Annotated in this window: 12 protein-coding genes, 2 tRNA genes and 2 rRNA genes; 3 read left to right on the top strand and 13 right to left on the bottom strand. The window is 41.9% G+C overall.

Annotated elements, in window-relative coordinates:
* Positions 1-8 precede the first annotated feature (8 nt).
* From MMH89_RS01015 to coxB, 10 genes are all read right to left on the bottom strand, one after another.
* Positions 9-2,919: ribosomal RNA gene (locus MMH89_RS01015) — 23S ribosomal RNA — on the bottom strand.
* A 93-nt stretch (positions 2,920-3,012) separates the two neighbouring features.
* Positions 3,013-3,085 (bottom strand) — tRNA-Ala (locus tag MMH89_RS01010).
* 5 nt (positions 3,086-3,090) lie between these two features.
* Positions 3,091-3,167 (bottom strand) — tRNA-Ile (locus MMH89_RS01005).
* A gap of 54 nt (positions 3,168-3,221) precedes the next feature.
* Positions 3,222-4,760 (bottom strand): 16S ribosomal RNA (locus MMH89_RS01000).
* The 16S and 23S rRNA genes sit together here with 2 tRNA genes alongside, the layout of an rRNA operon.
* Positions 4,761-4,950: 190 nt before the next feature.
* Positions 4,951-7,065, bottom strand: coding sequence for a hypothetical protein (locus MMH89_RS00995; protein ID WP_258568524.1), 2,115 nt, complete (start codon positions 7,063-7,065; stop codon positions 4,951-4,953).
* Positions 7,066-7,083: 18 nt separating this feature from the next.
* On the bottom strand, positions 7,084-8,568 hold the full coding sequence (locus MMH89_RS00990; RefSeq protein ID WP_258568523.1) for a hypothetical protein: 1,485 nt from the start codon (positions 8,566-8,568) through the stop codon (positions 7,084-7,086).
* Between the two features lie 13 nt (positions 8,569-8,581).
* Positions 8,582-9,442, bottom strand: coding sequence for a cytochrome c oxidase subunit 3 (locus MMH89_RS00985; protein WP_258568522.1), 861 nt, complete (start codon positions 9,440-9,442; stop codon positions 8,582-8,584).
* Positions 9,443-9,449: 7 nt separating this feature from the next.
* Positions 9,450-10,160, bottom strand: coding sequence for a hypothetical protein (locus MMH89_RS00980; RefSeq protein ID WP_258568521.1), 711 nt, complete (start codon positions 10,158-10,160; stop codon positions 9,450-9,452).
* Entirely contained in the window at positions 10,147-11,721 is a 1,575-nt protein-coding gene (gene ctaD, locus MMH89_RS00975; protein WP_258568520.1) for a cytochrome c oxidase subunit I, read from the bottom strand. The genes MMH89_RS00980 and ctaD overlap by 14 nt, the downstream gene beginning before the upstream one ends.
* Complete coding sequence (gene coxB, locus MMH89_RS00970) at positions 11,721-12,878, bottom strand: cytochrome c oxidase subunit II (protein ID WP_425491984.1); 1,158 nt, start codon at positions 12,876-12,878, stop codon at positions 11,721-11,723. The genes ctaD and coxB overlap by 1 nt, the downstream gene beginning before the upstream one ends.
* Positions 12,879-12,958: 80 nt before the next feature.
* Between coxB and MMH89_RS00960 the strand changes: the two genes are divergently transcribed.
* From MMH89_RS00960 to MMH89_RS00950, 3 genes are read left to right on the top strand one after another with little or no spacing between them, the layout of a single operon-like run.
* Positions 12,959-13,456, top strand: a complete 498-nt coding sequence (locus MMH89_RS00960; protein WP_258568517.1) for a dihydrofolate reductase — start codon at positions 12,959-12,961, stop codon at positions 13,454-13,456.
* Positions 13,457-13,516: 60 nt separating this feature from the next.
* Positions 13,517-15,742 carry a type I DNA topoisomerase gene (topA, locus tag MMH89_RS00955; RefSeq protein ID WP_258568516.1) on the top strand — a complete coding sequence of 742 codons (2,226 nt, stop codon included), beginning with the start codon at positions 13,517-13,519 and terminating at the stop codon, positions 15,740-15,742.
* Positions 15,723-16,250 carry an L-threonylcarbamoyladenylate synthase gene (locus MMH89_RS00950; RefSeq protein WP_258568515.1) on the top strand — a complete coding sequence of 176 codons (528 nt, stop codon included), beginning with the start codon at positions 15,723-15,725 and terminating at the stop codon, positions 16,248-16,250. Before topA ends, MMH89_RS00950 begins: the two co-directional genes overlap by 20 nt.
* Here MMH89_RS00950 and ftsZ read toward each other — a convergent pair whose 3' ends face one another.
* The 3 genes from ftsZ to MMH89_RS00935 form a co-directional block, all read right to left on the bottom strand.
* Positions 16,251-17,366, bottom strand: a complete 1,116-nt coding sequence (gene ftsZ, locus MMH89_RS00945; protein ID WP_425491983.1) for a cell division protein FtsZ — start codon at positions 17,364-17,366, stop codon at positions 16,251-16,253.
* Between the two features lie 113 nt (positions 17,367-17,479).
* Complete coding sequence (gene ftsA, locus MMH89_RS00940; RefSeq protein ID WP_258568513.1) at positions 17,480-18,649, bottom strand: cell division protein FtsA; 1,170 nt, start codon at positions 18,647-18,649, stop codon at positions 17,480-17,482.
* A 230-nt stretch (positions 18,650-18,879) separates the two neighbouring features.
* The gene (locus tag MMH89_RS00935; RefSeq protein ID WP_258568512.1) at positions 18,880-21,126 is read right to left on the bottom strand and encodes a hypothetical protein; all 2,247 of its coding nucleotides are present in this window, start codon (positions 21,124-21,126) and stop codon (positions 18,880-18,882) included.
* Positions 21,127-21,198 lie beyond the last annotated feature (72 nt).

Here is a 21,198-nt window from a genome sequence, read left to right as displayed (position 1 = left end):
TATGTTAAGTAATTAAGCCACACGGTTAATTAGTACTGGTTAGCTTCATGCATTACTGCACTTCCACACCCAGCCTATCAACGTTGTCATCTACAACAAACCTTAAGTCTGGTCCGAAGACCAGAGGGAAATCTTATCTTAGGTGAGGCTTCCCGCTTATATGCTTTCAGCGGTTATCCCGTCCGTACTTAGCTACCCGGCGATGCCATTGGTATGACAACCGGTACACCAGCGGTACGTCCACTCCGGTCCTTGCGTACTAGGAGCAGCTACCTTCAAATTTCCAACGCCCACGGCAGATAGGGACCGAACTGTCTCACGACGTTCTGAACCCAGCTCACGTACCACTTTAAATGGCGAACAGCCATACCCTTGGGACCAACTACGGCCCCAGGATGTGATGAGCCGACATCGAGGTGCCAAACACCGCCGTCGATGTGAACTCTTGGGCGGTATCAGCCTGTTATCCCCGGCGTACCTTTTATTCGTTGAGCGATGGCCCTTCCATACAGAACCACCGGATCACTAAGGCCTACTTTCGTACCTGCTCGACTTGTCAGTCTCACAGTCAAGCACCCATCTATCTTTACACTCAATGCGCGATTTCTGACCGCGCTGAGGGTACCATTGCGCTCCTCCGTTACCTTTTAGGAGGAGACCGCCCCAGTCAAACTACCCACCATACACTGTCCCTGATCCGGATAACGGACCTAGGTTAGAACTTCAGCTGTACAAGAGTGGTATCTCAAAGATGGCTCCGCAATCACTGGCGTGATTACATCAAAGCCTCCCACCTATTCTGCACATATACAACCAAAATTCAGTATAAAGCTATAGTAAAGGTGCACGGGGTCTATCCGTCTTGCCGCGGGTACACTGCATCTTAACAGCAATTTCAATTTCACTGAGTCTCTGGTGGAGACAGTGTGGCCATCGTTACGCCATTCGTGCAGGTCGGAACTTACCCGACAAGGAATTTCGCTACCTTAGGACCGTTAAATTTACGGCCGCCATTCACCGGGGCTTCAATCAAAAGCTTCGCTTACGCTAACCTCATCATTTAACCTTCCGGCATTGGGCAGGCGTCACACCCTATACGTCCACTTTCGTGTTTGCAGAGTGCTATGTTTTTGCTAAACAGTCTCAGCCACCATTTCATTGCAACCGTCAGTCGCTCCTGAAGCAAGTTCGTTCACAACCAACGGCACACCTTCTCCCGAAGTTACGGTGTCATTTTGCCGAGTTCCTTCACCAGAGTTCTCTCAAGCGCCTTGGTATTCTCTACCTGTCTACCTGTGTCGGTTTGCGGTACGGTTCCACAATATCTGAAGCTTAGGGACTTTTCTTGGAAGCATGGTATGAACCACTTCTCACAACAAGCAAGCTTGATGTGATCGTCATAACACCTCAGAGTTAAAGAAGCCCGGATTTTCCAAAGCTTCACTCCTACATGCTTAAACCGAGATAACCATCACTCGGCTGGTCTAACCTTCTCCGTCCTCCCATCGCAATATTGCAAAGTACAGGAATATTAACCTGTTTCCCATCGACTACGCATTTCTGCCTCGCCTTAGGGGCCGACTAACCCTGCGTCGATTAACGTTGCGCAAGGAAACCTTAGACTTTCGGCGTATAAGTTTTTCACTCATATTATCGTTACTCATGTCAGCATTCTCACTTCTGATACCTCCAGCAAACCTCACGATTCACCTTCAACGGCTTACAGAACGCTCCCCTACCAGTTAGTAAAAACTAACTTCACAGCTTCGGTACATAGTTTAAGCCCCGTTACATCTTCCGCGCAGAAAGACTTGACCAGTGAGCTATTACGCTTTCTTTAAAGGGTGGCTGCTTCCAAGCCAACCTCCTGGCTGTCTATGCCTTTCCACCACGTTTTCCACTTAACTATGATTTAGGGACCTTAGCTGGTGATCTGGGCTGTTTCCCTCTCCACTATGGACCTTATCACCCATAGTGTGTCTCCCGTATTGTACAACTCAGTATTCGGAGTTTGCATCGGTTTGGTAAGTATTTACTACCCCCTAGCCGAAACAGTGCTCTACCCCTGAGAATTAAAATACGAGGCACTACCTAAATAGTTTTCGGGGAGAACCAGCTATCTCCGGGCTTGATTAGCCTTTCACTCCTATCCACAGCTCATCCCAAGATTTTTCAACATCTACGGGTTCGGGCCTCCGATTAGTGTTACCTAATTTTCACCCTGGCCATGGATAGATCGCCCGGTTTCGGGTCTAAATGTACTGACTAGGCGCCCTATTAAGACTCGATTTCTCTACGCCTACCTGACAAAGTTAAGCTTGCCAGTACAAATAAGTCGCTGACCCATTATACAAAAGGTACGCAGTCACACGTCTAAATCGTGCTCCCACTGCTTGTATGCATATGATTTCAGATTCTATTTCACTCCCCTAACAGGGGTTCTTTTCACCTTTCCCTCACGGTACTAGTTCACTATCGGTCAATAGGTAGTATTTAGCCTTGGAGGATGGTCCCCCCATGTTCAGTCAGAATTTCTCGTGTTCCGACCTACTCATCGCAACCCCATCAGCATGGTTTTCGAATACGGGACTATCACCCTCTACGGTCAGCCTTTCCAGACTATTTTTCTAACGATACTGATTTGATGGTTGCAGGGCTGTTCCGCTTTCGCTCGCCGCTACTAACAGAATCTCGGTTGATTTCTTTTCCTCAGGGTACTTAGATGTTTCAGTTCCCCTGGTTCGCTTCATATTCCTATGTATTCAGAATATGATACCTTGCAAGCAAGGTGGGTTTCCCCATTCGGAAATCTCCGGATCAAAGCTTTTTGTCAGCTCCCCGAAGCTTATCGCAGACTTACACGTCCTTCATCGCCTCCTATTGCCTAGGCATCCGTCATATGCACTTAATTACTTAATTACTGTTACATAAATAACAAGTGTACCCAATCATTCATAAAAATGATTGATTTTATCAGACTATCATCAAATTGTTAAAGAACAAACCAAAATGTGGAGACAGGCGGAGTCGAACCGCCGACCTGCTGCGTGCAAGGCAGCCGCTCTACCAGCTGAGCTATGCCCCCCTGTCTGGTGGGCTTGGGTGGACTCGAACCACCGACCTCATCCTTATCAGGGATGCGCTCTAACCACCTGAGCTACAAGCCCAACATTCTGGATACAATACAATTTGAGTGAGCGCTGCCTATGATGCAAAATTCGTAAGGAGGTGATCCAGCCGCAGGTTCCCCTACGGCTACCTTGTTACGACTTAACCCTAGTCATGAATCATACCGTGGTAAGCGACCTCCCGAAGGTTAGTCTACCTGCTTCTGGTACAACACACTCCCATGGTTTGACGGGCAGTGTGTACAAGGCCCGGGAACGTATTCACCGCGACATGCTGATTCGCGATTACTAGCGATTCCTACTTCATGGAGTCGAGTTGCAGACTCCAATCCGGACTGGGAGCAGCTTTTTGGGATTTGCTTAGCCTCACGACTTCGCTTCCCTTTGTACTGCCCATTGTAGCACGTGTGTAGCCCTACCCATAAGGGCCATGATGACTTGACCTCATCCCCACCTTCCTCCGATTTATCACCGGCAGTCTCCTTAGAGTCCCCACCATTACGTGCTGGCAACTAAGGACGAGGGTTGCGCTCGTTACGGGACTTAACCCAACATCTCACGACACGAGCTGACGACAGCCATGCAACACCTGTATCTCGGTTCCCGAAGGCACCCCACTATCACTAGCAGGTTCCGAGTATGTCAAGGGTAGGTAAGGTTTTTCGCGTTGCATCGAATTAAACCACATGCTCCACCGCTTGTGCGGGCCCCCGTCAATTCCTTTAAGTTTCAACCTTGCGGTCGTACTCCCCAGGCGGAGAACTTAACGCGTTAGCTTCGGCACTGAGATAATTCCCAACACCTAGTTCTCATCGTTTACGGCGTGGACTACCAGGGTATCTAATCCTGTTCGCTCCCCACGCTTTCGCACCTCAGTGTCAGTATTGGTCCAGGAAGCCGCCTTCGCCACTGGTGTTCCTTCCGATATCTATGCATTTCACCGCTACTTCGGAAATTCCACTTCCCTCTACCAAACTCTAGGCATTCAGTTTCAGATGCAGTCCTCAAGTTGAGCTCGAGACTTTCACAACTGACTTAAATACCAACCTACGTGCTCTTTACGCCCAGTAATTCCGATTAACGCTCGCACCCTCTGTATTACCGCGGCTGCTGGCACAGAGTTAGCCGGTGCTTCTTTTGATGGTAACGTCAACTTATCAGCTATTAACTAATAAGCCATCTTCCCAACTGAAAGTGCTTTACGACCCGAAAGCCTTCATCGCACACGCGGCATTGCTGGATCAGGCTTTCGCCCATTGTCCAATATTCCCCACTGCTGCCTCCCGTAGGAGTCTGGGCCGTGTCTCAGTCCCAGTGTGGCTGATCGTCCTCTCAGACCAGCTACAGATCGTTGCCTTGGTAGGCCATTACCCCACCAACAAGCTAATCTGACGTAGGCTCATCCTGAAGCGCCAGGCCCGAAGGTCCCCAGCTTTGCTTCGAAAAGATTATGCGGTATTACCCTAAGTTTCCCTAGGTTATTCCCCTCTTCAGGGTAGATTCCTACGCATTACTCACCCGTCCGCCACTCGCCATCACTTTTCCCGAAAGAAAAGCATGCTGCCGTTCGACTTGCATGTGTTAAGCATGCCGCAAGCGTTCAATCTGAGCCAGGATCATACTCTTCGTTATTAAAGGTTTTGTAGCCTAAGCTACTATGTTTTGACTTACGTCATTCCTGACATCATTTAATTGACTGCGCTCACACAAATTGTATTGCTATTACTTTTCAAAGAACAAAAACTATTTAAAGTTAAATGGATTATACACGCCAGTTTATCTGAGTCAACACCTTTTTCACTTTTTTTTATAAAAAACATTTTTACCTTGAAAAATCCAGTCCAGATCTTTGCAAGAACCCTTTGAAACCGGGGCTAGTAGCAGCACGAACCTTATTATGTATTAAGTCGCTACTTTCTACCATTTTATTGACCTTTAGGTTAATTGCTATATAAAGTCCTCCCATATATATCAACATTGTCGCGCACGAAAACCACATTGGAAGTGTTACCCCTATTACTACCCTTGTTAATATAGGCGCTAACATAGCTACCATATTATAAATAATACCCTGATTAATAATTTTGCTTACATAGCGCTGCGCCTCTATCAACATAGGCAATATACGATTAAAGCGTGTAAAATCTTTAATCCACGCAACAGGGTTAAGCTGCCCCACACTACAACCAACTGCTATTGGCAATACATTATCTCTATTAAATATATCGGCATCATTAGCACCATCACCATAGTACGCAACGCTCTGCTCCTTACCAGACTGACTTCGAATCAGATCAAACTGTTTCGCCTTTTCTGCTGGATTTGCATAGTTAATATCAGCATATGCATCAGCCCCAATTGTTTTCATGTCATCTTTATATGGACCCTGAAACTCTCCACTAGCTGACAACCCTGTAACTGACTCCCCCCTCTTAACTACTTGAGTAAACCATGACTTGGCCTCAGGATAAAATTCATACGGCTGATCTGCTTCGTATGTACTTCCCCTTATTGGGCCATGAGTTACCCCTGTTCGATCAGTGACATGGCTCCACTTGCCTTTAGAAGACCATTGGTACCTGAGCGCATCCAAACAACGATTCTTTAAATTTACTTTTACAGGTAGATTCACCTTACCCATAATGTTTTCAAATGTACGCTCAAATACATAAACCATTAAGAATATACACGGGCAACATGCCAACAGCGTAGTTAAGCTCAAACCAATTGAATAAGTGACTCCATACTGCAGCGCAAGGCTGAGAAGGCCCACTGAAGATGATAAGCCTATCCCCCAAGGAACCAATCTAGAAATTTGCTGGTCCATCTGATTCATAAACTTATTTGACTGATTCTCTAACAGTGAACTTTTCTGCCTTACACCAATAACCCACCCTTGGTGGATAACAGCATCTTTGGGCAAGGTCTGCTTAGTATCAGCCCTCAAGTCAGAGATTTTATATCGCGCCTCATGTGTCACCTCTACATCATTTTTTAGGATTAAAGCTTTTACAACAGATAAATCTGTTTTAGACAAATCAATTAATAAGTCTTCCGAGGATTTATAAATAATAAAGTCATCACCAAGCATCTCACCTTGAGCAATATACTCAAGTTTTGCCCGCTTGCCTTTTTTACGCCAACCTAAACTTTTCAGCTTAATCAAAAAAGCCGCTAAAAAAGTATCATGCAAACAAACAACCATCGGCAAATGAAAAACCGTTGTTAAAATAGCACAAAGCGATGAAACCAAGACCACCATCATTAATGACCAATCACAACTTACTACCTTATTTGAATTTAATACAATGTAACCCATTATAGGAATTACAGCTAACCAAACCAATGGGCTCCATACATATGCAAAAAGAGCGCATACAGACGCTAATAACGAGAAGCACAATGCCAGCTTGCTCCCACTCATAGAAAAGTGTGTAGCATCCTGCAGTAAAAATAGACTACTGACCCCAACCAAGAACGGCACACAAAACGAGACCAACATCATTGGAGGAAATGAAAAAAACAAAGTTACACCCAATAATGAAACAACTGAAGCGCATATTATAAGCGTTTGCTTAGAGCTATTTAACAACTCCTTATGTAGCAATAAGCCTAATAACGATAAGTACACCCCGGTTTCAACAACCATAGGCACCATAAAAAACCACTGAGTCAACCAGAACAAACCTGTTACAACCAATACCGCAAGCATTATCCGCGCACTTTGATTTAATGTTTTTTTCTTCTCTCTTTTTACTGGCGTAATACTGGCAGGATTAATCCGATCTTCGAGCTCCTTCCTTATGTCTTTATTATCAGACATTATTTCAAAAGCAACACCATCGTTCACATAAACCAACCCTAAACTTGATAACACTTTTTTCGCAGAGCTGATACAACCAGAGCAATGAACTTCCATAAAAAAATGCTTAGACATATGTTTCTTCCTTATAATTTAACCCCAAGGTCTTTGGATTAGATGCCTAGCACCCGCATCGAAATCAGCTGTTGCAGAACCCTGATGCCCTACACCCCAATCCTTCTCTAACTCTTCAGCAAATACCGCATTACTTTTCCAAACACCAAAAGCGATGACACCCAAAACTGGCAACGCTGCATTGACAAAAAATGAAACCACCAAAGCTAATATTACTGTAATACTACTAATCAAATAATTTATGCCGACCAAGCCAACTCTATTAACTAGCTTATTGTGTGATTTTGCCAAAGCACCACCTTTATCTAGCTCTGCTCTATAACCAATATTCTTGAGCGAAAGCAAACCCAACGCATCCAACATACCGTCATAGTCACGCATTGCTCGAGCCAGCACCGCATAATGCCCAGTCTTCCCACACCTAACGATATTAGCAAAAATGCGCTCCACCGTAGTTTTACAAACAGAGTGAACGTCTGAAAAAATTTGAGCAACCCCCTCAACACTCGGCTTAACAGGGAGCAAACAATTTTTCTCCAAAGCTAACAGTACAAAAAAGTTAGACACGACTAAATCTGTGTACCCATGCTTAAAAGCCGCTTCCTGCAACCTTGTAAATAAATAGTTATATTCTTCAAACCTACCCCTCAGTTGACTTGGCGACTCTTCTAATTCTACCTGGCCACTTTGAACACGAGCTGCATTCATAATCGAAACATCAACTTTGTTTTCTAGAGCATATTGATCGTAATAATTAATTAAATATCTACACAGGCCTTTATTAGCAAGAAATCGATCCAGAACTTCTCCAAGATACTTTGCTTTATCACTCCCCAGAACACTACGAACCAAGATCATTTCACAGGAACTTAGCTCCCTACCATCTACTACTTCTCGATCCAAAATCTTAGCTATCGCCAAACAATGATCAGGGAGTAGCTGCTGGCTTCCACTATTCAACTGATCCACTAACTTAACAGCTTCTTCTACTGTTTCTACAGCGTCAAAACTATCTATTCTAGGCGCATCCAAACACTCACTGCCATCCTCTGACTCTACGTCACTTAAATCTGCATCTGACTCCCTCTGATCTAAATATTGATATAGATCAGGATGTTTTTCTGCAGAATCGTTCAACGGCCTCTTTAAATCTGGATCAGTAGGCCACGTGATTTCGGATAAAACACCAGGATCAGTTTCAGATAAAGCAGCAACTAATTGACACACCCTAGAATAGCCAGTTGGAATTACCGTCGACGCATTTTCAAACATTGCACTCACATTGGCTGCAAAATGATCTGTCGATGTCAAACGCCAACTGTCATTTTGTCGGTTATACGTATAATGTATATAAAGAACCAACAAATCCCAGCGCCCCTGGCGCTCCAAGGCTTTTTTTATTTCTGAGTCTTCTGGCTCAAACGCTTCGACCTCTGCACCAAATGGGTTATCTACAATACCATACTGAGACTCTACCTTTGAAACAATATCAAAATCTTCCATATTAAATCCTTTTTTATATCCAATATACAAATACAAACAACATTAACCAGACAACATCCACAAAATGCCAATACCAAATAGCTGCCTCAAAACCAAAATGTTCTTTTGCTGAAAAATGTCCTAGGAACATCCTACACCACATTACCATAAGAACCAAGGTTCCTATGAATACATGCAAACCATGAAAACCTGTCATCAAATAAAAAATGCTGCCATAGATCCCAGAACCCAGCTTTAGACCTCCTGAAACTGCATGCACATACTCATATAGTTGCAGCCCTAAAAAACTCCCCCCCAGAAAAATGGTAATTGCTAGCCATAAAGCTGACTTTTTAAGCTGACTTTTCAACACCATAAAATGTGATATTGTAATTGTTAAGCCACTCAATAACAGAATCAAAGTATTTAAAAGTGGAATTCCCATCGGCTCAATTGCTTCAATCTGAGATAACGATTGATCAGGTGTTTGTAACAAGGGCCAATTAGATATAAAATCGGGCCACAGTAACACATGAGTCATCAACTTAGATCCAACTTGCCCGCTTAAGACCGGCAATGCCCATACCCTAATGTAAAATAAAACGCCAAACAGGCCGACAAAAAACATCAGCTCTGTAAAAATAAACCACATCACCCCTATTCTAAGAGAACGATCAAACACTGCATTGTTAGCCAGAAAAGTTTGACCATCTATGACAACACGATAAAACCATTGCGCACAAACCAGAATCAGAGCACAAACACCCAATATTAAAGTTACTAAGCCATACCCCTTTCCTTGCACCCAGCCCACTGAACCTATAGCAAATATTAACATAGACACTGAAGCTAATATCGGCAAGTAGCTTGGGGGTGTAGCTGGCTGATGTGACATAATAATATTACCCTTGATATTCTCTAACCATTTTCCTCCACGAGTCTGTTTTACCCAACAGCCCTGTATCCTTTGTATCTTGAAGCAATAACATCATTGAAACCTGACGATCAGAACTCACTGGAGATTTTGTTACCACCTCCAATGGAAACTTCATTAACTGGTTAGGCTCTAGCTTAATATAGTCCGGCATCACCAGATGTATTGAGCTCCTCCACTCACGAGGCTGTGTGACTACCAACAACTTGAGATTCTGACTAGACGTACTGTCATTTTTCAAAGTCACCCAAAACTGCTCAGCACCACCCTTTGCCAATGAAATTTGATCTTTGTCCACAAAAACCCTAACTGGCAAATTACGATAAGACCTAGCTAACACATCAACAGTGGCCACTGCTGACTGACCAGCCATCACATTACTTGCTGAGACCCCATGGCATAAAATATGATAAAGTGGCACCATAACATATGAAAAGACCAACATTGATAAACCAAAAGCACCTAAACACAGCGCTGAACGTAACAAACGATTATCTGCATGCGCTTGCAAATCATAGAACCAATAAGCAAGTCCACCCCCTCCAACAATAAGCAAAAAATAGAATAATACTTGAGCAAAAATAACCTGCTTAATTAATAGAACAACAGAGCATAGTGCCGACACAGTCCAAAATAATGCATACACATGCAAGTTAAGCGGTGCCCTAATCCCATTCATAAGACGCCTTAGTCACAAGAGGAGGTTCGTCATGTGAATGATGCGGCACAGGGGATGGTAACAACCACTCTAATCCTTTTGCACATTCCCAAACCTGGTCACTCACCGACCCATATCCTTTTTTACCCCATACATTTTGAACAACCAAATATACAAAAATTAATTGTGCAAACCCAAATAAAAATCCTCCAACAGAGACGACTGCATTAAAGTCAGCAAAATGAATAGCATAATCAGGAATTCTACGAGGCATACCTGCTAAACCTAAAAAATGCATCGGTAGAAAAGTTAAGTTTGCAGCAATTGTACTCACCCAAAAATGCCACGCAGCTAATGTTTGTGAATACATACGCCCTGTCCATTTAGGAAGCCAATAATAAACACCTGCTAATATTGCATAATATACCCCAGTAACAATTGCATAATGAAAATGCCCTACGACGAAGTATGTATCCTGATACTGATAGTCTGCAGGAACTATCCCGAGCATAAGCCCTGAGAGACCACCAAACGTGAATAAAAACAAAAAACCAACAGAAAATAACATAGGGGCTTCAAAGGTAATAGCGCCGCGATACATGGTTGCTGTCCAATTGAATATCTTAATTGCAGTAGGCACAGCAACTAGGAGTGTTGTAAACATAAAGAATATTTTAACCCAAACGCTTACCCCTGTTACAAACATATGATGAACCCATACGATAAATGATAATACCGCTATTGCTGCAATTGCATAGATCATAAGTCGTGCGCCAAACAAAGGCTTTCTACTGAAGGTAGGTATCACCTCAGAAATAATACCAAATGCTGGCATAATCAATACATATACTTCTGGATGACCAAAAAACCAAAATAGATGCTGGAACATCAGAGGATCTCCCCCTCCTGCAGCTGAAAAGAAACTGGTACCAAAATGTCGGTCTGTTAATAGCATCGTCACCGTACCTGCTAATATAGGCATAATCGCTAATAACAAAAATGAAGTGATAAACCAGCTCCACACAAAAATTGGCATACGCATATAACTCATTCCAGGAGCCCTAAGGTTAATAATAGTAGCAATAATATTCATCGACGCTAATATTGATGAAACACCTAGAACATGAATGGCTAAAATCATATAGTCTGTACTCGGAGGACCATAGGTTGTAGACAGCGGCGCATACATCGTCCAACCAAAATTCGGAGCACCCCCGTCTACAAACAACGTACCTAACATTAGTGTAAAACCTACTGGAAGCAACCAAAAACTAAAGTTATTCATACGCGGGAATGCCATATCTGGCGCACCAATCATCAATGGTATCTGCCAATTTGCAAACCCAGCTAGTGCAGGCATAATAGCACCAAAAATCATTACCAACCCATGCAAAGTAACCATTTGATTATAAAAATTGGGGTCAACCAATACGCGACCTGGACTCGATAGCTCCATTCGTATGACCAAAGCCATTGCACCTGCTGCAAAAAACATCAGCAGTGAAAACCATAAATAAAGTGACCCAATATCTTTATGGTTTGTTGTTGATATCCAATATCTAATACCTGTGCTACTCTTCATTACTTCAACCCTAATTTAACACGCATTTCTGCGACCATTTCTGGTGTCACTATGCCTCCTGCATATTCACCATACTTACCCTTATCGTTATTTCCCCAAGCATTACGCTCATAAGTAATCACAGCAGCTATTTCTTCATCGGATAATTGATCAGCATAAGACTGCATGGCTTTTCCAGCCACGCCTAACAACAATATTTTAATTTGTTCTTCTGGTGGTCCAGTTACAATTGAGGTACCTACAAACGATGGGAAAACAGGTGGCATTCCCTTTCCATCTGCTTTATGACAAGCGACACAATGCACTTTATAAATAGCCTCTCCCGCTTGCTTAACAGTCGATACATCCTCAAAATCAATTACATCGCCAACTACAGGTGCATTTGATGCTTCAATCAGTGCCTCATCTTTAGGCAAAGATACATCTTTGCCTTTATTTTTAACCCACAAAGCATAGTCTTCTTGTGTTTTTGCCTCCAAAACAATGGGCATATACCCATGTCTCATCCCACACAACTCTGTACACTGCCCCCTGTAAATCCCAGGCTTTTCAATATATGCCCACGCTTCAGAAATATAGCCCGGCATCGCATCAACCTTTATACCCAGCTCAGGCAGCCACCATGAGTGTATGACATCTTGAGAAGTAAATAGAAACCGAATCTTTTGATGTATCGGAACCACAACCGGCTTATCAACCTCTAACAGATAATTAACGCCCTTTGGCTCAAGCCCAGCGATTTGGTCTTCACTAGTGGATAAGTTACTATAAAAGTAAATATCATCATCTAAATAATCATAGCGCCACTTCCACTGCAAGCCAGTCACCAAAACTGAAACCGATGATTTAGACGTATCTTCCATACGAAGAAGCACGACTGCCGCAGGATATACCATGCCAATTAGAATCACTAATGGAACTACCGTCCAGGCGACCTCTAGCCAAACATTGCTTTCAAATTTAGCAGGCTCTACCCCTCTGGATTTCCTATGTTTCAACAGTGTATAGATAATCACCGAAAATGTGATTACCCCCGCAACGGCGCATATATAAAATATCCACATGTGTAAACGATATATATCATGACTGATTGGCGTTACTCCCTCTGGCATATTCATAGAGGCCCAAGCACACTCCCCCAAAAGCCACAGGCTCATCAAACAATAACTGCGCACTTGATTCCTTAGCGCCATTTACATACTCCATTATCTAGTGTTATCATGATAAACTACCATTCATGTCTGAAATAATGCCTTATCTGTCTAAAGAAATCTACATCATTACTGCTTTCGATCAAAACAAATTAATTGGCAATAAGAATAAACTTCCCTGGCACCTTCCAGAAGACTTGAAACATTTTAAAAATACTACAGACGGCCACCCTATCCTCATGGGTAGAAAAACGTATGAGAGCATTGGAAGAAAACTACCTAACCGACAAAACATCATTTTATCGACAACTTTACAAGATCCTGACTGCATCCAGCACATAAAACAAATCAACAACATTAAGAGCAGCATGCCCATTTTTGTTATCGGCGGACATCATGTATATAAAGCCCTCTTACCCTATAGCTCTAGACTCTATATTACGCATATACATAAATGTTTTAAGGGTGATTGCTACTTCCCTAGCATTGAGTGGAGTCAGTGGCGTTGTATACAAAAAACACACAAGCCAGTTGACGATCAAATCCAGTATTCTAGAGATTATTGTATTTATGAGCGCATATAAACTATTTGACTGGCCCCATAATAATGCTATAACAAATACAGATTATATACTTTAAGCACTATGTCCGAACACAAATTAGTCATTGTAGAGTCACCTACTAAGGCCAAAACTATTCAAAAATTTCTTGGAAAAGATTATACTATTCTTGCAACCTATGGTCACATCTATGAGTTAATCAAAAAAAACAATGCTATTGATACGGAGCATGGTTTTAAAATGCATTACCAGGTCGTGGACAAAAACAAAAAGCATGTCGACAATATAACCAAATCAGCAGCTAAATGTAGTCAGCTTATCTTAGCAACTGACCCAGATCGCGAGGGTGAAGCTATCGCATGGCATGTGTGTGAGCACCTCAAAAGTAAAAAGAAGTATGAGCACCTGACAGTACATCGATGCACATTCCATCAAATTACTAAAAAGGCGATTCTAGAATCCATAGCCAACCCACAATCAATCAACATGGACTTAGTTGATGCACAACAAACACGAAGAGCCATGGACTTTCTACTAGGGTATAATATATCCCCCTTAATGTGGCGTACCATTAAGCCAGGAACCTCTGCTGGACGTGTTCAAAGCCCCGCACTTAGCCTCATTGTAAGACGTGAACAAGAGCGCAACGCATTTGAGTCACAAGAATATTGGAAAGTCACAGCGAAAACCAGCGAAATGGCATTGGCGCTCTCTGCAATTGGCGATAATAAACTCGATAAATTTTCAATCCAAAATCAGGAAGAGGCAGAAAAAATTGTATCTGGCGCTTTAGCCGCTAAAAGTGCAATTCTAGCAAACATTGAATCTAAAGCTAGGCAGAGAAACCCAAAACCCCCTTTTACAACCTCAACCATGCAACAAGAGGCTGCCACTCGAATTAACTTCCCAACCGCTAAAACAATGAAGGTTGCTCAGGAGCTGTATGAGGGTGTAAATATTGATGGTACTCAAACGGGTTTGATTACCTATATGAGAACAGACTCCGTCTCGTTATCTAAAGAAGCTATTAGCGACATACGCACGATGATCACACAAAACTTTAGCCCTAAGCATTTACCCGATGAGCCGCGTTTATACAAAACCAAAACAAAAAATGCACAAGAAGCGCATGAAGCTATTAGACCTTCTGATGCTAATCTAACGCCTGAATACCTCAAACAGTTTCTTTCTCCGGATCAACTCAAGCTATATCAACTCATCTGGTCCAGAGCAGTCTCTTCTCAAATGGTTGCTGCAAAAATTAATACCACAACTTACTTTGTTGAAGTCGATGAGTACCTATTTAAAACCTCTGGATCAACCATTGAATTCCCAGGGTTTTTAGATGCTTATGCTGACCATGATCATACACAGACCATTCTCCCGAGACTATCAGAAGGTGATACGCTAAACATCACAGCGATTACGCCCTCTCAACATTTTACTGAGCCCCCGGCACGATTTACAGAAGCAAGCATTGTTAAAACATTAGAAGAACTAGGCATTGGGCGTCCTTCTACCTATGCAACGATCATTAGTACATTAAAAAAACGAGCCTATGTAGAGATGGAAAACAAACAGTTTGCTCCAACAGACATCGCTGATGTTATTAATAAGTTTCTTACACTCTATTTTACCGACTATATTGATTATCAATTTACAGCCAAAATGGAAGACGGGCTTGATGATATTTCTCGAGGTGACGGAAATAAAGAGCAGCTATTACAAGCTTTTTGGACTGATCTACATGGAACAGTTGAGCGTGTTAGTAAAACCGTAAAGCGTAGTGATGTTGCCCATGAACAGCTTGACGAGAAATGTCCTGAATGTGATAAAAATCTTGTCTTAAAACTGGGTCGACATGGCAAATTCATTGGTTGCAGTGGTTATCCTGAGTGTGGGTATACACGCCCTCTTGAAGATACACCTCAAGCTGAGCCTGAAATTGTTGATAAAAAATGTCCTAAATGCAGCTCTGACCTAGTTAAAAAACACGGACCAACAGGTGATTTTTATGGCTGCAGCAGCTACCCTGAATGCAAGCACATAGAACCACTACCAGAAAACATTACTGATGTAGACTGCCCCAAGTGTAACAAAAACAAAATTATCAAACGTAAATCCAAACGTGGGAAAATATTTTATAGCTGTATGGGCTATCCAAAGTGCAAATATGCCATCTGGAACCCACCCCTCAAAAAATCATGCCCCAAATGTAAATGGCCGATTATGACTGAGAAAACACTCAAATCAGGGACCACAGTTATTTGCCCAGAATGCGGTCACAAAGATGGGGATGATATTGATTAATCGAAACAAGGCGGTAGAACTCCTAAACAAAGGGGCACTCATTATATACCCTACCGATACAGTATATGGAATTGGTTGTAGAGCTGATCACAATGAAGCAGTAGCTAAACTACTCAGCCTAAAACCAAGAAAGACTGGATTTATCATTTTATGCAAAGACTGGGATGAAGCGCAGCAATGGACCATTGAGAACATCCCAGATGAAACCAGGAAAACAACTCGACCTACCACATGGGTATTCCAAGCACAGCCTCACATCTCCTCAGATCTGTGTAACGAATTACATGAAATAGCGATTCGCGTTCCTAATTATGAGCCACTCAACCAACTACTCATCGCCGTTGATTCGCCCATTGTGTCTACAAGTGCCAACAAACCTGGAGAGCACACTGCTCAAACACCAGAAGAACTAAAGACGCTTAACTTCCCTGTTTTAGAAGGGGTTATCGGCAACCAACCCCCTTCCACAATTATTCACCACCGTGACCGAACAATTGTACGCCCCTAATTAACGCACATCTTCATGCCGTTTTAAAAATGTAGGAATATCTAGATATTTATCATCTCTTCTAGACTCAGGTCTCCGCTGCTCTGCTTTAGGAGACGGATCTGACTTACTAAGCGTATCTGACACATAGGCAGGACTTGAGTTCATTGCCTGAAAGTCCAACTTTTCTTCCTGCTCTTCATCTTCGCGCCCTCGATCCAAGCCAGTGACGACAACAGTCACACGCAGATCTTCTTTCATAGACTCATCAATTACAGTACCAATCACCACATTTGCGCGTTCAGAAGTTACTTCCCCTATTGTTGCACCGACTGTTTCAAACTCCCCAATACTCATACTGGAACTTGCCGTAATGTTAACCAATACACCTTTAGCCCCATACACATCTAAATCTTCAAGTAATGGTGAAGCTACTGCTGCTTGAGCCGCGAGCTTAGCGCGATTCTCACCATGAGCAACACCCGTACCCATCATAGCCATACCCATTTCAGACATCACTGTACGCACATCTGCAAAGTCAACATTAATTAACCCTGAGTGTGTAATCAAATTAGAGATGCCTTGCACAGCGCCTAATAAAACTGAGTTAGCCGTTAAAAATGCACTCATCAGCGTTACATCTTTACCCAGCACTGAAATTAACTTATTGTTTGGGATAATGATTAATGAATCAACATACTGTGCAAGTTGCTCTATACCTCGCTCTGCAATTTGCATTCGCTTTGCCCCTTCAAATACGAATGGCTTAGTTACTACTGCAACAGTTAAAATACCCATTTCCGTCGCAATACGTGCAATCTCAGGAGCCGCACCTGTTCCAGTGCCTCCACCCATACCCGCTGTAATGAACAGCATATCAGCGCCTTCTATAGCTGATTGGATCGGCTCAACGGCCTCACAAGCAGCTTGCTTTCCTACTTCAGGATCAGCGCCAGCGCCTAAACCTTTTGTTAGCTTTTCGCCCAATTGAATTAGCTTAATATTCTCATCCAACTCTTCAAAACGACGTAAAGCCTGGACATCTGTATTCGCAGCAATGAACGTAACGCCTTGTATTCCTTCTTGTAACATTGATGTTAATGCGTTACCGCCACCACCACCAACACCACATAGCATGATGTTAGCACCTTTTAAATCTTCATGTAGTACCACTTGAGACTCCTTTCATTATTTTCCTACAAAATAGCATATACACTTACTGTACAATTGCAACCTATTAACCCATTGAGCTACAAATATGTCTCTAGCCAATCAAAAAACTTAGACACTTTCCCTTTACGCTGCAAATTTGCAACCGGGGTATCCGCATTCATCATATTTTTATAAAAGTACACTAATCCAATTGCACCTAACCATGATTGAGACAAAGCACCTGCCCCTTCCTGTGCATACTGCCCTTTCCTAAAAGGTGTTATATTATTATTAGCAAACACCTCTTCAAGGTTTGCATAACGCGCAGCTTGACCACAAAACACATAACCTCTTGCCAATCGGTGTCTAAGACCTTCTTTAATTAACATTCTATCAATCATCTTAATAATTTGAGCATAACGCGATTCAATCACCGACACCACTTGAGAGCAAAGCACACCCCCATCTAAAACGACATCTAAATCCATATTGCGGTCCTGGCTCAGCGCCAACTTTACTTTCTCCGCAGTAATATTATCAATTTTCAAGCAATGAGCAATATCGCGCGTTATAGAATCCCCTCCAATAGGCAATGAATGTGACCACTCAAGCGCACCATTCAAATATACTGAGCAATCAGTTGTTCCCGAACCCATATCTACAATGACAACACCTTGCTGCTTTTCATCCTCACTAAGCGCCGAAAAAGCAAGCCCAAGAGGTGTATACACAAAGCCTTCAAGACTCAGTCCTACTTTTTGTAAACACCTAATAATATTTTCACAGACTCCTTGATCAGCTGCAATTAAATGAAAGTCCCCTTCTAACCTAACCCCAAACATACCTGTCGGATCAGATATACCCGTTTGGTTATCGACCTTAAATGACTTTGGGATCACATGAATTAATGTTTTCTTTTCTAATGAAACAGCTTGAGCAGTCTTCACTAACTCACCAATATCATAAGCCGTTACTTCTTGCTTTCTAACTTTAACTACTCCGTGGGAGTTCAGAGAGGTAATTGATTCACCAGAAAAGGTACAAATCACTGATGAAACTTTATACTCTATTTGATCTTGGACTACACTAATAAGTGTATTTAAAGCTTTTGCTGCTAACTCTAAATCAATGATTGCTCCATGCGCAACGCCTTCAGATTCTACCTCATAATGAGCAATTACTTGTGCTGGGTCCTCCCCGTTAGTTACAAGCATACGCATTTGACTAGAGCCTAAGTCTAAAATACTGAAATATTGTCCTTGAACCATTATCTTCCCTTTTTAATCACATTATATTAACTAAATATTAGCATGCAAGCTTTACTCACATAGAGAACAGGAGGCTCTCTTACTTAACCGGCGTCAATCGACATTACGATATAAAACAAATATATGACTTTGAATAAAAATGATGTTGTTTTTTTTAACGTTTAACAGAGAAAAAATAATGACCGAAAAAAAAGTACAAAATAATACTACTTAATGCGGCATATGAGCAATTACATGTCGCTTTTAAGCTCATATTGCATATCGTCACTAACACTTATTACCTCTAAACCTGTAGGCTGACCGTTTGCAAACAATGACAATGCTTGAATTGCTATTGCATCCTCATATGGAATTACACCCGAAAACTCTTTACAAGTTATCATTGCTTTTTCTGAGAGACTCTCTGCACTACACTTATAGAGTGACACTCTATGAATTTTATTTCTATAAAAGACAAGAGACTTTAACTTACTGTCTGACAACTCCCTAGTCTTACGTAGAAAATCTGCCATTTCACCTAAAGTTAGATAACCAAGTTTCACAACCCCCTGTTGAACGACCTTCATTAAACCAGCATATTTCTTAATTTTTATCATCGCTTGTTTAATGACACCTTTAGACTCTAATCCGCAGCTGATTCTGAGGCGATTATACCCTATACTATTGAGTGAAGTATGTGCGTACCCCATACTAGAGCGCTTAACCAGCCCACTCCATATTGCAACGTTCGTCACAATCATCTCTAACTTCAACCTAATTGCTGTTGGGGTTTTGTTGTCCCATAAATCTAGTACCACAAAAGGATTTTCTTGATCTGACTTAACCAGAGAAAATGGTGTATCTTGTAAAGAAGTTTCTGATGACCCTTCATTAGATAGCAAAGAATAGACCTGCTGCGCACGGTCTACCCGCTCACTCCAGTATTCTGCAAATAAACCGTGATTCATTGCAAACATATGCGCGTAATACTCTGTTGTTACTTCCAGCTCTTTCTGACTCTGGTAAGGATAATCTAATGACTTTGTTCCCAAATGAATAGATAGCCCTCCAGATAATAAGTCTCCCGTTAATTGTGGCACATCTTTAGCTAAACTTTGGACTAGATAAAGCTGTAGTATTGGCTTATCACCCTGAGTATAAGGCGCTAAGTTCTGAACCATTGTAACTACCCTCTTATCTAGATACGATCCAATTGTTATATCTATAATTAAATTCATTGGCTTATCACTACTAAATGCATTTTTACTCTGCAACCATTTTACAACCTGAGCACCAACCCCCTGCAATGCACACAATGAAGACGCGTTCGCATCTGAAGCTCTCATCTCCCAAAAGATGACCTCAGGGATAGAGTCACTCTCTTTCCACTCATCTATGCTCATATATTGATGCCCAAAACGCTCTTTAACCTCCCCTAATAATTCACATGTCTCATAATAGTGTTGTGATGAGCATCCAATTTTACGCTTTGTACCCCTCATCAACAAACGATCTACTAATAAGGTTATCGGTGTCATACCATAGGGGAAAATCTCAACATTCTTCTGCTCAATTTCTAGACCTAATGCGCCTGATACTTGCTCATGCAGTGACCTTTCTAAGTGAATCGACTTTAATTCCACAAGCGATAATAAAACAGTACAAAAACCTTGATAAGCATATATATATTTATTGAATTTAGCCCATTGGCTTTCATTTGACAAAGCAAAATTCACTTCATGCTTTAGCCATTGCCCAAGAAAACGTTCACCTTTGGCCCCTACATGTTTTTTAAGGTATTCAATACCTACGTCTAAATGCTTATGTATTATTTCTTCTACTGGATCGCCTCCCTCAAGCTGAGGCAGATCATAACTCTGTTTAGAAAATTTAGGCACATATTGAGCATATTTATTTATTTTTGCTATGGCATAACTCATCCTAGATGGAACCAATCCCAATCTTCTAGGCGTAATACTAGCCGTCTGGAGCACAGGCCAAACAAACATCTCACTATGCGACTCGACATTTTCCTTGAACCAAAGGTAACTATATGAGCCAACATCATACTTTAAAACCAGTTTTGTACCTTCTGACGCATGAGACACATATTCTCCAATCTTACTTTGGAATGATTGACTGCTAACATTGTCACTACGTTTAATATCTACAACCACTATTTGATTATTACCAAAGTTTTTATTAGCCCCATCAATAGCTTCGATTGATGTAACTGAATATCCATAGAAAGCACCCACCCAATTAATAATATATGAGTTGCCCACTATAGATTCTTCTAACTTTAGCGGCGTATCAATTCGGCTAGCAAAGAAATCATGTCGATTAAGAGACATCCTAAAATATCCAGTTGGCTTTATTTCTCGACCAGCAATTTGCTTTTCATCATTTCCATAACTGGGTGCATTCACATGTCTCCACATATCGTTAGCAATGGGTGGGCGCCAATTCTTAGCATTCTTATAACATGTAGCAGGCATACGTTATCCTCCGTAAAATTCAAAACACAGAATGTTAAAATAACAAAACCAATTTATAAGTCAACCAACATA

Origin of the sequence: Candidatus Comchoanobacter bicostacola (genome assembly GCF_024172705.1) — a bacterium.
Taxonomy (GTDB): Bacteria; Pseudomonadota; Gammaproteobacteria; order Comchoanobacterales; family Comchoanobacteraceae; genus Comchoanobacter; species Comchoanobacter bicostacola.
Note: the sequence above shows the minus strand (reverse complement) of the source record. Positions and strands in the feature narration are given on the sequence as shown.

Coding starts and splice junctions, on each gene's coding strand:
- MMH89_RS00995 (WP_258568524.1), bottom strand. CDS start 7,065: ATGTCTAAGCATTTTTTTATGGAAGTTCATTGCTCTGGTTGTATCAGC.
- MMH89_RS00990 (WP_258568523.1), bottom strand. CDS start 8,568: ATGGAAGATTTTGATATTGTTTCAAAGGTAGAGTCTCAGTATGGTATT.
- MMH89_RS00985 (WP_258568522.1), bottom strand. CDS start 9,442: ATGTCACATCAGCCAGCTACACCCCCAAGCTACTTGCCGATATTAGCT.
- MMH89_RS00980 (WP_258568521.1), bottom strand. CDS start 10,160: ATGAATGGGATTAGGGCACCGCTTAACTTGCATGTGTATGCATTATTT.
- ctaD (WP_258568520.1), bottom strand. CDS start 11,721: ATGAAGAGTAGCACAGGTATTAGATATTGGATATCAACAACAAACCAT.
- coxB (WP_425491984.1), bottom strand. CDS start 12,878: ATGAGCCTGTGGCTTTTGGGGGAGTGTGCTTGGGCCTCTATGAATATG.
- MMH89_RS00960 (WP_258568517.1), top strand. CDS start 12,959: ATGTCTGAAATAATGCCTTATCTGTCTAAAGAAATCTACATCATTACT.
- topA (WP_258568516.1), top strand. CDS start 13,517: ATGTCCGAACACAAATTAGTCATTGTAGAGTCACCTACTAAGGCCAAA.
- MMH89_RS00950 (WP_258568515.1), top strand. CDS start 15,723: ATGGGGATGATATTGATTAATCGAAACAAGGCGGTAGAACTCCTAAAC.
- ftsZ (WP_425491983.1), bottom strand. CDS start 17,366: ATGCTATGTGGTGTTGGTGGTGGTGGCGGTAACGCATTAACATCAATG.
- ftsA (WP_258568513.1), bottom strand. CDS start 18,649: ATGGTTCAAGGACAATATTTCAGTATTTTAGACTTAGGCTCTAGTCAA.
- MMH89_RS00935 (WP_258568512.1), bottom strand. CDS start 21,126: ATGCCTGCTACATGTTATAAGAATGCTAAGAATTGGCGCCCACCCATT.